Source organism: Nocardia gipuzkoensis, assembly GCF_021183645.1.
GTDB classification, from domain to species: domain Bacteria; phylum Actinomycetota; class Actinomycetes; order Mycobacteriales; family Mycobacteriaceae; genus Nocardia; species Nocardia abscessus.
On sequence record NZ_CP089225.1, the window covers coordinates 7,316,371 to 7,332,121 of the forward strand.

13 protein-coding genes are annotated in these 15,751 nt (G+C 68.3%); 10 read left to right on the top strand and 3 right to left on the bottom strand.

Annotated elements, in window-relative coordinates; translation table 11 throughout:
* Positions 1 to 68: 68 nt before the first annotated feature.
* The 8 genes from gmd (at position 69) to LTT66_RS33320 (ending at position 10,092) form a co-directional block, all read left to right on the top strand.
* Positions 69 to 1,091: a GDP-mannose 4,6-dehydratase gene (gmd, locus tag LTT66_RS33285; RefSeq protein WP_195101544.1), complete on the top strand. Its 1,023-nt coding sequence runs from the start codon at positions 69 to 71 to the stop codon at positions 1,089 to 1,091.
* Entirely contained in the window at positions 1,088 to 2,341 is a 1,254-nt protein-coding gene (locus tag LTT66_RS33290) for a class I SAM-dependent methyltransferase (protein WP_233062468.1), read from the top strand. The genes gmd and LTT66_RS33290 overlap by 4 nt, the downstream gene beginning before the upstream one ends.
* A gap of 1 nt (position 2,342) precedes the next feature.
* On the top strand, positions 2,343 to 3,296 hold the full coding sequence (locus LTT66_RS33295; protein WP_233062469.1) for a GDP-mannose 4,6-dehydratase: 954 nt from the start codon (positions 2,343 to 2,345) through the stop codon (positions 3,294 to 3,296).
* Entirely contained in the window at positions 3,293 to 4,477 is a 1,185-nt protein-coding gene (locus tag LTT66_RS33300; protein ID WP_233062470.1) for a class I SAM-dependent methyltransferase, read from the top strand. The genes LTT66_RS33295 and LTT66_RS33300 overlap by 4 nt, the downstream gene beginning before the upstream one ends.
* 4 nt (positions 4,478 to 4,481) lie before the next feature.
* Positions 4,482 to 5,660 (top strand): nucleotide disphospho-sugar-binding domain-containing protein, encoded by a 1,179-nt coding sequence (locus LTT66_RS33305; protein WP_233062471.1) that lies wholly within the window; start codon positions 4,482 to 4,484, stop codon positions 5,658 to 5,660.
* A 55-nt stretch (positions 5,661 to 5,715) separates the two neighbouring features.
* Positions 5,716 to 7,281, top strand: coding sequence for a glycosyltransferase family 87 protein (locus LTT66_RS33310; protein WP_233062472.1), 1,566 nt, complete (start codon positions 5,716 to 5,718; stop codon positions 7,279 to 7,281).
* A 172-nt stretch (positions 7,282 to 7,453) separates the two neighbouring features.
* A complete protein-coding gene (locus LTT66_RS33315) occupies positions 7,454 to 8,731 on the top strand; it encodes a flavin-containing monooxygenase (RefSeq protein ID WP_233062473.1) in 1,278 nt (425 codons plus the stop codon).
* Positions 8,732 to 8,742: 11 nt separating this feature from the next.
* The gene (locus tag LTT66_RS33320) at positions 8,743 to 10,092 is read left to right on the top strand and encodes a cytochrome P450 (protein WP_233062474.1); all 1,350 of its coding nucleotides are present in this window, start codon (positions 8,743 to 8,745) and stop codon (positions 10,090 to 10,092) included.
* A gap of 159 nt (positions 10,093 to 10,251) precedes the next feature.
* Here the strand turns inward: LTT66_RS33320 and LTT66_RS33325 are convergent, their stop codons facing one another.
* On the bottom strand, positions 10,252 to 11,181 hold the full coding sequence (locus LTT66_RS33325; RefSeq protein ID WP_233062475.1) for an NAD-dependent epimerase/dehydratase family protein: 930 nt from the start codon (positions 11,179 to 11,181) through the stop codon (positions 10,252 to 10,254).
* A 53-nt stretch (positions 11,182 to 11,234) separates the two neighbouring features.
* On the bottom strand, positions 11,235 to 11,885 hold the full coding sequence (locus LTT66_RS33330) for a hypothetical protein (RefSeq protein WP_233062476.1): 651 nt from the start codon (positions 11,883 to 11,885) through the stop codon (positions 11,235 to 11,237).
* Between the two features lie 107 nt (positions 11,886 to 11,992).
* Here LTT66_RS33330 and LTT66_RS33335 point away from each other — a divergent pair, with 107 nt between their 5' ends.
* Positions 11,993 to 12,622, top strand: coding sequence for a TetR/AcrR family transcriptional regulator (locus tag LTT66_RS33335; RefSeq protein ID WP_233062477.1), 630 nt, complete (start codon positions 11,993 to 11,995; stop codon positions 12,620 to 12,622).
* A 41-nt stretch (positions 12,623 to 12,663) separates the two neighbouring features.
* On the opposite strand, the gene LTT66_RS33340 is transcribed toward LTT66_RS33335, so the two are convergent.
* Positions 12,664 to 15,081: a beta-ketoacyl synthase N-terminal-like domain-containing protein gene (locus LTT66_RS33340; protein ID WP_233062478.1), complete on the bottom strand. Its 2,418-nt coding sequence runs from the start codon at positions 15,079 to 15,081 to the stop codon at positions 12,664 to 12,666.
* Positions 15,082 to 15,188: 107 nt separating this feature from the next.
* Here LTT66_RS33340 and LTT66_RS33345 point away from each other — a divergent pair, with 107 nt between their 5' ends.
* Complete coding sequence (locus LTT66_RS33345; protein ID WP_233062479.1) at positions 15,189 to 15,692, top strand: GtrA family protein; 504 nt, start codon at positions 15,189 to 15,191, stop codon at positions 15,690 to 15,692.
* Positions 15,693 to 15,751: the final 59 nt, after the last annotated feature.

Here is a 15,751-nt window from a genome sequence, read left to right on the forward strand (position 1 = left end):
CGGCGGCGACCGAAAGATAGGTATTGCCCGCCATTTGGCTACCGGTTAGTCTCGGGGTTGGAGGTTTGATGAGAAAGGCGCTGATAACCGGCATCACCGGCCAGGACGGGTCATATCTGACGGAATTCCTGTTGCAGCAAGGATATGAGGTGCACGGGATTATCCGGCGTGCGTCGAATTTCAATACCGACCGGATAGACCACCTGTATTCCGATACGCATTCCCAACGCCGGCTGTTCCTGCACTACGGGGATCTGATGGATTCCAGCAGTCTCAACCGGATCCTGGAGGACGTGCGCCCGGCGGAGATCTACAACCTGGGTGCGCAGTCGCACGTGCACATCTCGTTCCAGATCCCGGAGTTCACCGCCGAGACCAACGCGATCGGCACGCTGCGCATCCTCGACGCCATCCGTAAGACCGGCATCGCGACCCGGTTCTACCAGGCCTCGTCCTCGGAGCTGTACGGCGGCCTGCACGACGTCGCGCTCAGCGAGGACACACCGTTCCATCCTCGCTCGCCGTATGCCGTGGCGAAGCTGTACGCGTACTGGATCACGGTGAACCATCGCGAGGCCTACGGGATGTACACCGTCAACGGCACGCTGTTCAATCACGAATCACCTAGGAGGGGAGAGGTTTTCGTTACTCGCAAGGTGACAAGGGGCGCCGTGCGCATCGCGCAGGGCAAGCAGGAGAAGCTTTTCATCGGCAACCTCGACGCCCGCCGCGACTGGGGGTACGCCAAGGAGTACGTCGAGGCGATGTGGCTGATGCTGCAACAGCCCGAACCCGACGACTACGTGATCGCCACCGGTGAGACGCACAGCGTGCGCGAGCTGTGCGAGACCGCGTTCTCCGCCACCGGGGTCGAGTTGATCTGGGAGGGAACGGGTCTGGAGGAGAAGGGAATCGATCGGCGCACCTCGCGGGTGCTGGTCGAGGTCGATCCGACCTATTTCCGGCCCGCCGAGGTGCATTATCTCACCGGTGATCCGACCAAGGCGAGACAGAAGCTCGGGTGGGCGCCCCGCACGAGTTTCACCGAACTGGTCGAGTTGATGGTGGCCCACGATATGGAGAACGTGTGACACGAGCAGTGGCGGTGCAGTGCTGCCGGGTGTGCGGGAACACCCGGCTCGAGACGGTGGTCGACCTCGGCACGATGGCGTTGACCGGGGTGTTCCCGGCCGACGACCCGACCGAGGTGCCGCGCTACCCCTTGGAGCTGGTGCGCTGCGTGCCCACCGGTCCCGAGGAGTGCGGGCTGGTGCAGTTGCGACACACCGCCGATTTCGACGAAATGTATTCCCCCGGTTACGGCTACCGCTCCGGACTGAATCGATCGATGATCGAGCACCTCGCTCACCGGGTGGCCAGGATCCGGCAGCGGGTGCCGTTGACGCCCGACGATGTGGTGATCGACATCGGCAGCAACGACGCGACGCTGCTGCGCGCCTATCCCGAAGGGTCGGCGACGATCGTGGGCATCGACCCGCTCGGGGAGAAGTTCCGCCGGTTCTATCCGCCGCACGTGCGGTTGGTGACCGGCTACTTCACTCGCGAGCTGGTCGAATCGGCGCTGGAAGGGCGGCGGGCCAAGGTGATCACCTCGATCGCCATGTTCTACGACGTCCCCGATCCGCTGGGTTTCATGCGCACCGTGCACGACAGCCTCACCGACGACGGCGTCTGGGTGCTCGAGCAGAGCTACCTGCCCGCGATGCTGGCCACGACCTCCTACGACACCATCTGTCACGAGCATCTGGAGTACTACACCCTCGACCAGCTCGAGTGGATGGCGCGACGGTGCGGCTTCGTCGTGCTCGAGGTGGAACGCAACACCGTCAACGGCGGCAGCTTCGCCCTCACCCTGGGCAAGCGGGGGGCGCCCTCGCCTGCCGATGCCGCGGCACTGGATCGGATGCGTCAGGAGGAGTCCACGCTCGCGCTGCACACCGGGCAGCCGTACGCCGACTTCGCCAAACGAGTCGACCAGCATCGCGACCAGGTCCGGGATTTCTTCGACCGCTCCCGCAAGGCCGGTCTGCGCACGCTCGGTTACGGGGCCTCCACCAAAGGCAATGTGGTGCTGCAGCATTGCGGGATCGGCCCGGAGGACCTGGAGTGCATCGCGGAGGTCAACGACGACAAGTTCGGCAAGTTCACACCGGGAAGCGCGATACCGATCGTGTCGGAGGAGCAGGCGCGCGCACTGGCGCCCGACCAGTTCTTCGTGCTGCCCTGGCATTTCCGCAGCATGATGCTGGAGCGGGAGAGCGCCTTCCGCGCGGCGGGCGGACGGCTGGTGTTCCCGCTGCCGGAACTGGACGTGGTGTGAGATGACCATCGTCGTCACGGGCGCGGCGGGGCAGGACGGCACACTGCTGTCGGACCTGCTCGCCGCGCGCGGTGAGCGAGTGCTGCGGATCGGCCGCGACGGCCCGGTCGACATCACCGACGCGGCCGCCGTGCAGCGGCTGGTCGCCGCCGAACGCCCCGAGCAGGTGTACCTGCTGGCGGCGGTGCAGCACTCCTCGCAGGACGACCACGGCGACCCGCGCGAGCTGGCCCGCGCCTCGTACCGGGTGAACACGCTGCCGGTGCAGCATTTCGCGGAGGCGATCGATCGTCACCGCACCGGCACCCGCCTGTTCTACGCGGCCTCCTCGCATGTCTTCGGCTCCGAGGGCGCCGCGGTGTGCGACGAGAACAGCGGGCTGCGACCGGACTCGATCTATGGAGTGACCAAGGCGGCGGGCCTGTTGACCTGCCGCGCCTACCGTGCCCGTGGCGTGTTCGCGGCCGCGGGCATCATGTTCAACCACGAATCACCCTTGCGGGCCGAGAAGTTCGTCACGCGCAAGATCGTGCGCGCCGTCGCGCGGATCCAGCGCGGAGAGATCGGCACGCTGGAGGTGGGCCGGTTGGACGCCGGCGCCGACTGGGGATACGCGCCGGATTACGTCGAGGCGATGACGCGGATCCTGGCCCTCGGCGAGCCGGACGACTTCGTCGTCGCCACCGGCGAACACCACACGGTCGCGCAGTTCTGCGCGGCCGCGTTCGGCATGGCCGGACTGGACTGGAAAGACCATGTCCGCGAACGCTCCTCGATGCTCACCCGCAGCAGGCAGCCGCTGGTGGGCGACGCGACGAGGTTGCGCGAGCGGACCGGGTGGCGCCCTTCGGTGGACTTCCACGGCATGGTACGGGCCATGCTCGTGGCCGAGGGCGTGCGCCCGGCGGAGGAATCGGAGCCGGTGCCCACCGGCGGAACGGATGGATGTACGTGACCCTGAACGACGAGAATGTCCTTGCCGCCCAGTTGATCTCCGTCGCCGACGGCGTCTACGAGGAGACCGCCGCCCGGATCGGCGAGATCGGCACCGAGACCGTCGCCGACGCGGTGCTGAAGGAGATCGCCTGGCGCGCGAGCCACGGCTCCCAGCCGCGGCAGCCGGTGACCGCCGTGTTCGAGCTGGCCCACGAGGGCAAACAGCTGGACTATCTGGTCACCTTCGGCGCCGACGACCCCGCGATCGCGCCCGGCACCCTGGAGGATCCGTGGCTGGTGGTGCGTCAGGATCTGGTGGAGCTGCTGCGCGCGGTCTACGGCCCGCCCGACACCGTCCTCGGCACTCGCGCCATCGCGATCAAGGACGAGCCGGGGCCGGGCAGTTTCGCCCCCGACGACCCGTGGCGGCTGGCGCGCGACGCCGCCGCCCTGGCCGCCGACCGGATCGTCACCGCGTGCCGCCCGCACCACTACGACCTCGACGCGCTGTCGCTGTACTTCGGTTCGGACAAGTGGGGCGGGCACTGGTACACCCAGCACTACGAGCGGCACTTCGCACCGCTGCGCGACAGCCGGGTCCGGGTACTCGAACTGGGCATCGGCGGATACACCGCGCCCGATGTCGGCGGCGCGTCGCTACGGATGTGGAAACAGTACTTCCGCCGCGGGCTGGTGTTCGGACTGGACTACTTCGACAAGTCCGGCATCGCCGAGCCGCGCCTGCAACCGCTGCGCGGCGACCAGGGCGATCCGGCGTTCCTCGACGAACTGGGCCGCTCGCTCGGTCCGTTCGACATCATCATCGATGACGGCAGCCACATCAGCGGTGACGTGATCGCCTCGTTCCGGGCGCTGTTCGCGCACCTGCGGCCCGGCGGGCTGTACGTGGTGGAGGACACCCAGACCTCCTACTGGTCGGGCTGGGGCGGAAGCAGCACCGCGACCGACGATCCGGCCACCACCATCGGCTACCTGAAAACCCTGGTGGACGCCCTGCACCACCAGGAATTCGAGAAGGAATCCGGCCGCGCGGCGGGCGCTTTCGACGAGTGGATCGGAGCGCTGCACTTCTACCACAACATCGTGGTCATCGAAAAACGCCGCAACGCCGAGCAATCGGCTCCATCATGGGTGCCTCGGCACACCAATCCGATGGAGTGGATGAAGCCGAAGGAGTGATCGGATGAAGTTTCTTGTCGTGCCGGTGCCCTCGTCGGGCCACCTGCTCGCGATGGTGCCGTTCTGCTGGGCGCTGCGGCTGGCCGGGCACGAAGTGCTGGTCGCCTCACGCAACGACGTGACGGCCACGGCACTGCGCTCGGGGCTCAACGCCGTCGAGCTGACCGCGCTGAACGTGCCGATGGACCAGCTGCGCACCCAGGTGAACCCGGCCATGTTCCCGCTTCCGCTGTTCGCCGACCGCGACCAGTCCAGCGGGCAGGGCCTGTGGCAGGTCGCCGCGCAGAACTGGCACAACCACGCCCGTCAGTACCTCGACACGTTCGCCGCGGTGGCCACCGACTGGGCGGCGGAGGTGATCCTCACCGACCCGCTGGCCACCATCGGCCGTGCGCTCGGCGCGGAACTGGACCTGCCGGTGCTGGTGCACCGCTGGGGGATCGACCCCACCGGAGGCCCCTTCACCGAACGCACCACCGCACTCGCCGAGGAGGCAGGCACCCGGCTGGCCGATCCGGTCGCCGTGCTCGACATCTGCCCGCGGCGGCTGCAGGCGCCCGACGCAGCCCCGGGCACCGCGCTCGGGTATGTCCCGTTCAACGGCACCGGCGCGCTGCCGCCGTGGCATCGCAACGAGCGCGGCCGCAAGCGGATCGCGGTCTGTATGGGCGGCAGCACGCTCGGCCTGACCGGACCGCGGCCGCTGGAGTCGGTGCTCGCCGCGCTGCGCGAGATCGATGATGCCGAGGTCATCGTCGCGCTGACCGCACGCGACCGGGCCACGGTCGGCGAACTGCCCGAGCATGTCCGGGTCGTGGAAGAGGTGCCGCTGAACCTGTTCCTGCCCGGCTGCGATCTGCTCGTGCACCACGGCGGCTCGACCACCGGCCTCACCGCGGGCTGGTTCGGCGTGCCGCAACTGGTGTTGCCGCAGATGTTCGACCAGTTCGACTACGCCAGGGGCCTGGCGCGCACCGGCGCCGGACTGGCCGCCGAGACACCGGCCGGTCAAGGTGACATCGACGCGCTCGCCGGCTCGATCCGAACCCTGCTGCAAGAACCCCGCTTCCGTGCCGCCGCCGAACAGATCGGCGCCGACCTGCGCGCCGCGCCCACACCGAACGACGTGGTGAACCAGGTCGTTCCGCTGCTGGGCGAGCGCGCCGCAGCAGCGACCAGATAGACCATCCGCGCGGCCCGAACCGGGCGGCGCGGGAACCGAAAGCCGTAGGTTGCAGATGATATCCAGGACTTGGACCAGGTTCCGGGGTTCGCTCGACTACTACGCCGCGATGTACGCGGTGTTCGTCGTCGGCATTCTCGTCCCCGTCGTGCTGATCGTGCTCGCGCTCACCGGGCTACCCGGGCCGGTGACCGCCGTGCTCGGCGTGGTGTGCGCCGTGGCGCTGTTCGTGCTGTGCGTACCGGCGGTGCCCGCCGAGTGGCGGGAGGTGGTGCGCGGCAAACCGATCGTGGTGCGGGTGCTGTGGAGCGTGGCGATCCTGCTCGTGGTCGCGGTGCTGGCCCGGTTGACGCAGTTCATCCTCGACGCCGACAACGTGGACGCCTCGCTGTCGGCCGACGACGACTTCCTGGTGAAGAAGACCCACCTGTCCGGCTACATCAGCGGTGCGCTCATGGCCGAGCACGATCCCGCCGGACTCTACGACCGCCACCGCTACGCATCGCCCCAGGCGGATTCGGTGCTGCCCGCGGTGACCCCGCAGGATCGCGACGCCTACCTGTACCCGCCGCCGTTCCTGCTGCTGCCGCGGTTGCTGCTGCTGTTCAGCCACGACTTCGCCACGCTGCGCGCGCTGTGGTACTCGCTGTACGTGGCGATCGTGCTGGTGGCCATGTTCGCCATCGCCCGCTGGATCGGCGGCAGGCAGGGCGGGGTGCTGGCGGCGCTGACGCCCGTGGTGTGGATCAGCTTGCCCACGCTGGCGACCCTGCAGATCGGCAACATCCACGTGCTGGTTCTGTATGTCGGCGGCGCGGGTGCGATGGTCCTGTTCCATTTGCGGCGCAACATCTTCGGCGGCGCGGCGCTGGCGTTCGCGATCATCGCCAAGGTGTCCCCGGCGATCCTGCTGGTCTATCTGCTGGTCCAGCGGCGCTGGCGGCCCGCGGTGTGGACCGCGGCGTTCTGCGGACTGTACTCGCTGGCCACGCTGGCGATCTTCGGCTGGGAACCGTGGCGGCAATTCCTGTCCGACGGCACCTGGCAGCGGCTGGCCAGCGGCGAGTTCCACCAGTTCGTGCTCGTGGAGCGGGCCAACCAGCTGGTCAACTATTCGCCGTTCGGGCTGCCGTACAAGGCGAACATCATGGGCTGGGACATCAGCGATCCCACCGGGCCCGCACGAGTGATCACCAATATCTACACACTGCTGTTGCTGATCCTGGTGGCGGTCACCGCGGTCCGCATCCACCGGCGGCTGTCGGCGGGGGCCGAGGGGCCGCGGGTGCGCGCCGAGCAGCTGGCGATCTGGCTGGCGGTGCTGACACTGGCGTCGTTCCGCGCCCCGTTCGGGCCGTGGGTGTACATCGCCGTGGGCGCGGTGTGGATGCTGGCGGTGTACGCCGGGCTGATGCGCGGCGGCAAACGCACCGTCGCCCTGCTCACCGTGGCCTGGCTGATCGTGGCGGTCTACAACGAGAACGTCTACTTCACGCTGGTGGCGCAGACGGTCATCTACGTGGCCTGCTTCGTCGTGGCTTGGCGGGCGAGTTCGGGCACCGAGCCGGAACCGGCGCCGGCCGCGCAATCGCCGCAGACCGAACGAGTCGGTGCGGCATGAGCGGTCAGGCCCGGAGGCGGCAGCGCAGCGTGACCACGCAGGGCCCCGCTCATGCCGACGATCGACACAGCATGAGCGGTCAGGCCCGGAGGCGGCAGCGCAGCGTGACCACGCAGGGCCCCGCTCATGCCGACCAACGACACAGCATGAGCGGTCAGGGGAGAGGGAACGGATGAGCACGTATTGCGTGATCGGCGCGGGCGCGGCCGGTTTGGCCACCGCACGCGGGTTCGCCGCGCACGGTCTGGACTTCGAGGTGCTCGAGGCGGCCGACGGGATCGGCGGTATCTGGGACGCGCGACGGCCGGACTCGCCGGTCAGCCACAACACGCACGTGATCGCCTCCAAAGGCGTGCAGGCGTTTTCCGGATTCCCGATGCCGGAGGACTATCCCGACTACCCCGGCCACGAACTCGTGCTGCGCTATCTGCACTCCTACGCCGACGCTTTCGACCTGTGGCCGCACATCCGGTTGAACACCTCCGTCCAGCGGATCGAGCCCGGCGCGGACGGCTGGGCGGTGACGCTGGCCGACGGGTCCGAGCGATCGTACGCGGGGGTCGTCATCGCCACGGGTCACGACCGCAGCCCGCGACGCATCGATATCCCCGGCTCGGGCACGGTGCCCGTCCTGCATTCGAGCGAGTACCGGCATCCCGAACAGGTGCTGGGCAAGCGGGTGCTGGTGATCGGCGCGGGGCAGTCGGCGGCCGACATCCTGTCCGACTGCGCGGTCAACGCCGCGCTGACCCTGCACAGCAGCAGGCGCGGGTTCTATTGCATGCCCAAGTACATGCTGGGCCGCCCGACCGACAGCATGCTACAGGGCCGGATGTGGCGGCCGCTGCGCAAGCGGGCCTTCGAGCGGCTGTTCTCGTATCTGCGTGGCCGCTCTCGCTCGTTCGGGCTTCCGGTGCCCGATTTCGGCGAGGGCATCGTCATCCCGATGCTCGGCGACCAACTGCACCACCACTACACCCACGGCGACATCACGCCCAAGCCGGACGTCGCCGCGATCGACGACGACCGGGTGACCTTCACCGACGGCACCGAGGAGAAGGTCGATCTGGTGGTGCTGGCCACAGGGTTCGTCCCGAACTATCCCGTGGTCGAGCGCGCCCATCTCAACTGGGCCGGGGACAGTTTGCGACCGGGCTTGTATCTGAACATCTTTCCGCCGCACACCCGCGACCTGTTCGTGGTCGGGATGGTGCGGCCGATCGGCTCGCACTGGGACGTCTACGAGAAACAGGCCGAACTGGTCGCCGAGTACCTGCGGGCCAAGGCGAGCGATCCGCGGCGGGTCGAGCGTTTCGATCGCGCCACCCAGGGCCGCCAGCCCGACCTGTATGCCGGGCTGCGGCTCTATCACGCCGACCAGTATCCGCTGGTGGTGGAGAAACAGGACTACGTGAACCAGCTGCGCAAGCACGCCAGGCTCTTGAAGTGAAAGGTCGGACCATGAAAGCACCCGGGCCAGGTCTGGTGGAAACCGGACGCATGCTGCCGAAATTGGCGAAGAACCCGCTGGCGACGGTGGGCGCGCTGCTGGAGGGCTACGGCGACGTCGTGCGGGTCAAGGCAGGCCCGATGCTGGTCTACCTCGTCGCGGACCCCGCGATGACCGAGTACGTGCTCAAGGACAACTACACCAATTACCGCAAGAGCCCGATCTACGACGAGTTCAGCATCCTGCTCGGCGACGGGCAGCTGACCACCAACAACCTGGAGTACTGGCGCACGCAGCGCAAGCTCATCTCCCCGGCGTTCTCCCACTCGCACGTGAAGGGTTTCGCCGACGACATCACCGACAGCGCCGCGGCGATGCTCGACGGCTGGGACGCCGCGGCCGGGGAGTTCCGCGACATCTACGACGACTACGTCAAGCTGCTGCTCGCGGTCACCGGGCGGATCCTGTTCAGCATCGACTTGTCCACCGACACCGGTCAGGTGACCGACGCGATGCGCGCGGCGTTCGCGTTGATCATGAAGCGGGTGAACGCGCCGGTGAAGCTGCCGCAGTCCTTCCCGACCCCCGAGGCCCGCCGGGTCGCGCGCAAAGTGGGCGAACTGGACGACGTGGTGCGTCATCTCATCGACGAACGCCGCCGCGGCGGCGACACCACCGACGTGCTCACCGCGCTGGTGCGCGCCCGCGACGAAGGCGGGAAGGGCATGCGCGAGGAGGATCTGCTCAACGAGATCAAGACCCTGCTCGTGGCCGGTCACGAGTCCCCGGCCAACGCGCTGTCGTGGGCGTGCTACCTGCTGGCCACCCACCCGCAGATCCAGGAGCGGCTGGCCGAGGAGGTGCGCACGGCGATCGGTGACCGCACCCCTGCGTTTTCGGATCTGGCGCAGCTGAGCTACTGCCGCATGGTGATCGAGGAGACCATGCGGCTGTATCCGCCGGCCTGGATCGTCGAGCGCACCCCGATCACCGATGACGAGATCGGCGGCTACCATGTGCCCGCGGGCGCGCGAGTCACGTTGTGCATGTACTACATTCACCGCGACAAGCGGCTGTGGGACGACCCGGAGGAGTTCCGTCCGGAGCGTTTCGCCGACGCGGCGGTGGCCGAGCGGCACAAGTTCGCGTTCTTCCCGTTCTCCGGCGGCCCACGCATCTGCCTGGGCAAGGACATGTCCATGACGGAGATGGTGCTGATCCTGGCCATGACGGTGCAGCGTTTCCGGCTCGAGCTCGACGACAGCCACCCGGTGGTGCCGCTGGCCTCGGTGAACCTGCGCCCGGAGTTCGGCATCCGCGTCCGCCCGGTGCGCCGCGTCACCGAGCCTGTGACGACCTGACGACCGTGTGTGCTCGGCGCCGCCGGAACGGAACTCCGGAGCCACTCAGCAACGTCATGGACGGACTGCCGGGAACCGCGCCGCCGGTCGATGTCCCCGCGACGCCCGGCGGCGAAGCGGCTTCCGGAGCGGCCGAATGCTCGATCCGCGGCCTGGCTCCTACACCTCGGACGACCCGCTGTCGGCAGGAGCGGCGGTCGCGAGCCATGCCTCGCGGGCGCTGGGGTAGCGCGGAGACCAGTTCGTGGCGGCACGAAAGCGGTTGTTGCTCACCCGGAGTGACCGGGTCAGGGACGTAAGCCGGTGACCGCCGAGCAGCGCGGCCCGCCCGGGGACACGCAGCCAGGGCCGCTTGCCCGCGGCCGCGGCCAGGGCGGTGGCGTACTCGCGTTTGGTGAGCGGTTCGTCGTCGACGATGTTGTAGGTGCCCGCCGGGGCGGTGAGCGCCGCGATGACGGCCGCGGACGCGTCGGCCAGGTGAATCGTCGAGATGTAGGCGTCGGCGCGGCCCAATACAGGCGCGATGTGGCAGCGGGCCATGGCGAGCATCTGTTCGCTGTGGGCGGCGCCGACGCCGCAGAAGACGCCGAATCGCAGCACGATTCCGGTTCCGCCCGCTGCCGTGAGGCGATGGGCGTTGTCCTCGGCGACGATGCTGCACAGGGCGCGGGGGTAGCGGTCGGCGGGGACGTCCTCGGTGATCCACTCGGATCCGCTGTCCGGGTAGATCATGCTGATCGATTCCTGGATCAGCCGGTCGACACCGGCGGACAGTGCGGCATCGACCAGGGCGGTGGACCCGTCGATGCGGACGTGCTCGTTTCTGCGCCAAGCGCGGTCGGACATGAACTGTGCGACCGAGGGAAGAGCGCTGGCCATGTTCACCACGGCGTCGTGTCCGGCGATCGCGGCGCTCAGCTGGTCTCGATCGAACAACGACGCCGTGACCGGCCTCGCACCTCGGGCGCGCACCGCAGCCGCCTTCTCCTCGGTGCGGACCAATGCCGTCACCTCGTGGCCTGCGTCGACCGCTGCTGCGACGACATATCGTCCGATCGCGCCGGTCGACCCCGCGACGAAGACCTTCATGACCAAAGCCTAGTGCGAACGAGCGGGTCGACCGTGAAGCACCGCATCGGGCGCTACCGGCCCAGCAGCGCGACGCTGCAGGCGATGATCCAGGCCACCCAGCCCAGCCAGCCGATCAGCCCGACGACCGCGATGCGGTTGGTGCCGTCGACGTTGTAGGGACCTGCCGACGAGGAGACGAACAGCAATGCGGCACTGGCGTATCCGAGCCAGGCATGCCAGTCGGAGAGGAATCCGGCGTCGGCTCCGGCGATGCTGAAACCCAGCAGCGCCGCGGCGAGGAAGACCTGGTTGAACCCGAACAGGACATTGCTCGTTCCCCACAATCCTGCGGTCGTGCCATGGCTGTGCGTGGCGGCCGCGGCCATCCCGAACCGCAGGGCCTCGATCACGGTGAACGTGGCGTTCTGCATCAGGATTCCGCCGAATCCCACCAGCGCCCAAGCCGCTGATCCTTCGCCGCCGCGCCACGTCACCGACAGCAGTCCCGCGGCGAAGACGGTGGTACCCAGCCACATTGCCGGAGCGAGCGTCGAAGGGCGCTTCACCGCCTCCCCGGCGGCGGCGAAGGCTTCCTCGACCGCGCCGATCTTCGCCGCCGACACGGGGAACGGAAGCCGCGCACGCGCATAGAGGAGGTTGACTGCCAACGCGGCCACCACGAACCCGATGCCACCCACGCCTGCCACAGTGGTGAATTCCATCGAAATGCCCTCTCCCGCACCAGGTTGCTCGCTGGGCTTCGCCGTGCGGCAGCCAATTGGTTTTACATGACCTATATTGAATATAGGAGCAGTGGGATCGGAGGGCAATGGTGGACGCACAGCCGCAGCGGCGACGCTACGACTCGCTGCGCAGGCAGGCGCAGGCCAAGCGCACCCGCACCGACATCGCGGAGGCCGCCGGGCGACTGTTCGTCACCCGAGGATGGGCCGGGACCACTATCGCCGATGTGGCCCGCGAGGCGGGTGTGTCCGTCCCGACGGTGTACGCGGCGTACGGCAGCAAGAAGGGGCTGGTCTGGGCCCTGGTCGATGCGGCCGACGTGTCCGGGGACATGCCGCGGATGCTCGGGGAATTGGAAGCCTGCCCCACCCCCGCACAGCAACTCGCCGCGATGGCAGGCTACGACCGCCGCCTGTTCGAACGCGCCGGAGACCTCATCGCACTGGTCCGGGAATCCGGGCGCACCGAACCCGAACTGGCGACCCTCTACGCGCAGGCGCGTGAAATCGCCGACCGAACGCGCGTCGAGGTGTTCTCATCGTGGCCGGACGGCACGCTGCGACCCGGCCTGGACATATCCACCGCCACCGACATCTACGCCGCGCTGTGCAACATCGACGTCTACACCACGTTCATCACCGAACGCACCTGGTCACCCGAAGCGGTCGAACGCTGGTGGAGCGAAGCGCTGGCCCGCGAGCTGCTGGCCCCGTGAGCTTCGGGGGTGAGTCAGCGCGAGCGTTCGCAGGTTGCGGTTCAGCCCAGTAGCTCCCGGCTCAATGCCACCAATTCGCCGATCGTGAGGGCTTCTTCGCCCGGAGCCGGAGGGGGATCGGCCGCCGGAGTAGTGAGGGACCGGGAGGGGTGCTCAGGTGCCGGGTACGGCGCTGCGAGTCGAGTGCTCAGTTCGGCGGCCAGTAGCTCGACCGTGGGGCAGCCCCAGATGATGGCGGCGGGCACGTCGATGCCCAGGCGGGCGGTGAGGCGGGCGGCCAGTTCCACGGCGTGCACCGAGCCGATGCCGAGCTGGTCGAAGTTCTGGCGGACGGCGACGCGGTCGGGGGCGATGCCGACGACTTCGGCCAATTCCCGGGTGACCAGCACGGCGAGCGCCGCGGCATCTCGCTGGGCGGTGTGTTCCGGCGCGGCAGGCGGCTCGATCGTCGTGGGCTGCGTTGCCGAATCCCCAACGCGGGCTCCGGCCGGTGCGGAGGTCCGCACCGACGACACGGCCGGCGCGGGGGCGCTCGCCTGCTCGATGGGTTCGCTGTCGCGGACCGGATGAGCAGCGGCCGCCGCGGACTCGGATGACAGGACATCGGCTGCGGAATCGCGCGTAGCGACGCCCTGTGCTTCGGTGGACGAATCCGGAACCACCCAGTGCCGTTCTCGCTGGAACGGATAGGTAGGTAGCGTGATCGGCCGTCCGGGCGGGTTCACGGCCGCCCAGTCCGGCTCGATGCCACGCTGAAACAAGATCCCTGCCGCGGTGAGCAAGTCGCGACGGGCGACGGTGCCGGGCCGCAGAGCCGCCGAGAGGACAAGACTCAGCGCTTGGTTCTCCGCGCCGTCGGCGTCGCCGGGTCCGGTCCCGTCGAGGTAGCCGTCGAGAAACTCGACAACCTGACCCACCTCGTCGGCCACCACCGAAAGACGGTGCTGCAACGGCGTTCTCGTCGCGAGGGTGTGCGCGAGATCGCCGAGGTGGAGACCGGGTTCGCGCACCAGATGCGCACGCAGCCGCAAAGCGTGCGCCCGAAGCGCGGTTTCGGTGCGCGCGGACAGCACCACCAGACGCTCGGAGGGGCCGGGGGCGGTCAGCGGGTCGGGCGCAGGGGCCGCTTCGACGATGACATGGGCATTGGAGCCGCCGAACCCGAAAGCGCTCACCGCGGCGCGTGCCGGACTATCGTGCTGCGGCCACGGCAATGCGGTATCGGCGATACGCACTCCAGCGGTCGCCGGATCGAAATATTCTGGCGCGCGGTCGAAATGGAGACTACGCGGAATGCGGCGGTGCGACAGGGCAAGTGCGACTTTCACCAGTCCCGCCAGACCCGCGGCCGCCTCGGTGTGCCCGATATTCGTTTTGATCGACCCGACCCTCAGCGGCGAGTCCGGTGCGCGGCCGCCGCCGTAGACCTCGGCCAGCGCGGACAATTCGGCGCGATCACCGACCGCGGTGCCGGTGCCGTGCGCCTCCACGTAATCGACAGTCAGCGGGTCCACCCCGGCCTGCGCGCAGGTACGTCGGATCAGTTGCCGCTGCCCGTCGGCGCTGCTGGCGGGCATGGAGTGGTGCCTGCCGTTGTTGTTGGTGGCGCTGCCCAGCAGGGTGCAGTACACGCGGTCGCCGTCGCGCAGCGCCTGGCGCAGTGGCTTGAGTATCACGACCGCGCCGCCTTCGCCGCGCACGTAGCCGTCGGCGGAGGCGTCGAAGGTGCGGGATCGGCCCCGCGCGGACAGCACACCCAGCGCGGACAGCCCGATCGCGGTCTCCGGGATCAGATTCAGCTGCACCCCGCCCGCGACCGCCAATGTGCTCTCACCCGCCCGCAGCGCCTGGCAGGCCAGATGCACCGCGACCAGCGATCCCGCGCAGGAAGCGTTCACGGTCATGCTGGGGCCGTCGAAACCCAGGAAGTACGACACCCGGTTGGCGATCACGCCTTCGACATCTCCGGTACTGGAGAACGGGGTGATGGCGGTGGCGCCACGGGAGAGTTTGACGGCGCGATAGTCGTTGAACTTGTTGGCGAAATACACGCCGGTCCGCGGCACCCGATCGGGCCGGATACCCGCGTCCTCGAACGCCTCCCACGCCAGTTCCAGCGCCAAGCGTTGCTGCGGATCCATATCGGCCGCTTCGCGCGGGGTGACCCCGAAGAATTCGGCGTCGAAACCGGCCACATCCGCCAGATACCCACCGGCGACCGACACCGTCTTGCCCGCGGCGGCGCGGTCGGAGCCTCGATAGTCACCCGGCCAGCGCCCCGGCGGCGGTTCGTCGGCGATCGCATCGATCTCATCGATCAGCAACCGCCACAATGCTTCCGGAGAATCTGCGCCCCCCGCGAAGCGACAGCTCATGCCGATCACGGCAATCGGCTCGGCACGTGCCGAGCCGTCGAATACCTCCTGCTGAGAACGGGTGCGCCGCTTGGCTTTCTTCACGCTTCTCACCTGCCCGCATTCCACCGACCGTGCACCCGCGGAACAAGCGGTGCGGTGAATCTGCCGATCTTGTTGTGGGGTCGGGACATGTGCCGGAGACTTTACCTGTGCTGTTTTCCGAACGCCCCGTTTTCGCTCGGGTGACGTCCGTGCTGGGGGGCGAGGCACGGCGTCGAGAACTACTCCGTTTCGCCTCCGTGGGTGTCGCCGCGTTCACGCTGGACACCGCGGTCTTCCTGACGTTGAAGAGCACTGTGCTCGAGGCGCACCCGATCACGGCGAAAGTGATCGCGGTGCTGGCGGCGATCACGCTGTCGTACGTGCTGAACAAGCAGTGGTCCTTCGACGCGCGCGGCGGGCGGCGCGGACATCACGAGGCCGCGCTGTTCTACCTGGTCAGTTTCCTGGCCGTCGCGATCAACACCGCACCGCTGTGGGTGTCACGGTATGTGCTGCACCTGGAGGTGCCCGAGGTCTCCCGCTTCACCCAGAACATGGCCGACTTCGTGGCCGCGCAGCTGATCGGCACCGCGTTGGGCATGGTGTTCCGGTTCTGGGCCTTCGTGCGGGTGGTGTTCCCGGATGAGGTCGAGCGCCCCGGCACAGCCTGAGCGGACAGTTGCGCTCATCCTGATGACAACCCTGTCGCGCGCGATCACGCACCGTGCGG

Coding starts and splice junctions, on each gene's coding strand:
- gmd (WP_195101544.1), top strand. CDS start 69: ATGAGAAAGGCGCTGATAACCGGCATCACCGGCCAGGACGGGTCATAT.
- LTT66_RS33295 (WP_233062469.1), top strand. CDS start 2,343: ATGACCATCGTCGTCACGGGCGCGGCGGGGCAGGACGGCACACTGCTG.
- LTT66_RS33305 (WP_233062471.1), top strand. CDS start 4,482: ATGAAGTTTCTTGTCGTGCCGGTGCCCTCGTCGGGCCACCTGCTCGCG.
- LTT66_RS33310 (WP_233062472.1), top strand. CDS start 5,716: ATGATATCCAGGACTTGGACCAGGTTCCGGGGTTCGCTCGACTACTAC.
- LTT66_RS33315 (WP_233062473.1), top strand. CDS start 7,454: ATGAGCACGTATTGCGTGATCGGCGCGGGCGCGGCCGGTTTGGCCACC.
- LTT66_RS33320 (WP_233062474.1), top strand. CDS start 8,743: ATGAAAGCACCCGGGCCAGGTCTGGTGGAAACCGGACGCATGCTGCCG.
- LTT66_RS33325 (WP_233062475.1), bottom strand. CDS start 11,181: ATGAAGGTCTTCGTCGCGGGGTCGACCGGCGCGATCGGACGATATGTC.
- LTT66_RS33330 (WP_233062476.1), bottom strand. CDS start 11,885: ATGGAATTCACCACTGTGGCAGGCGTGGGTGGCATCGGGTTCGTGGTG.
- LTT66_RS33335 (WP_233062477.1), top strand. CDS start 11,993: ATGGTGGACGCACAGCCGCAGCGGCGACGCTACGACTCGCTGCGCAGG.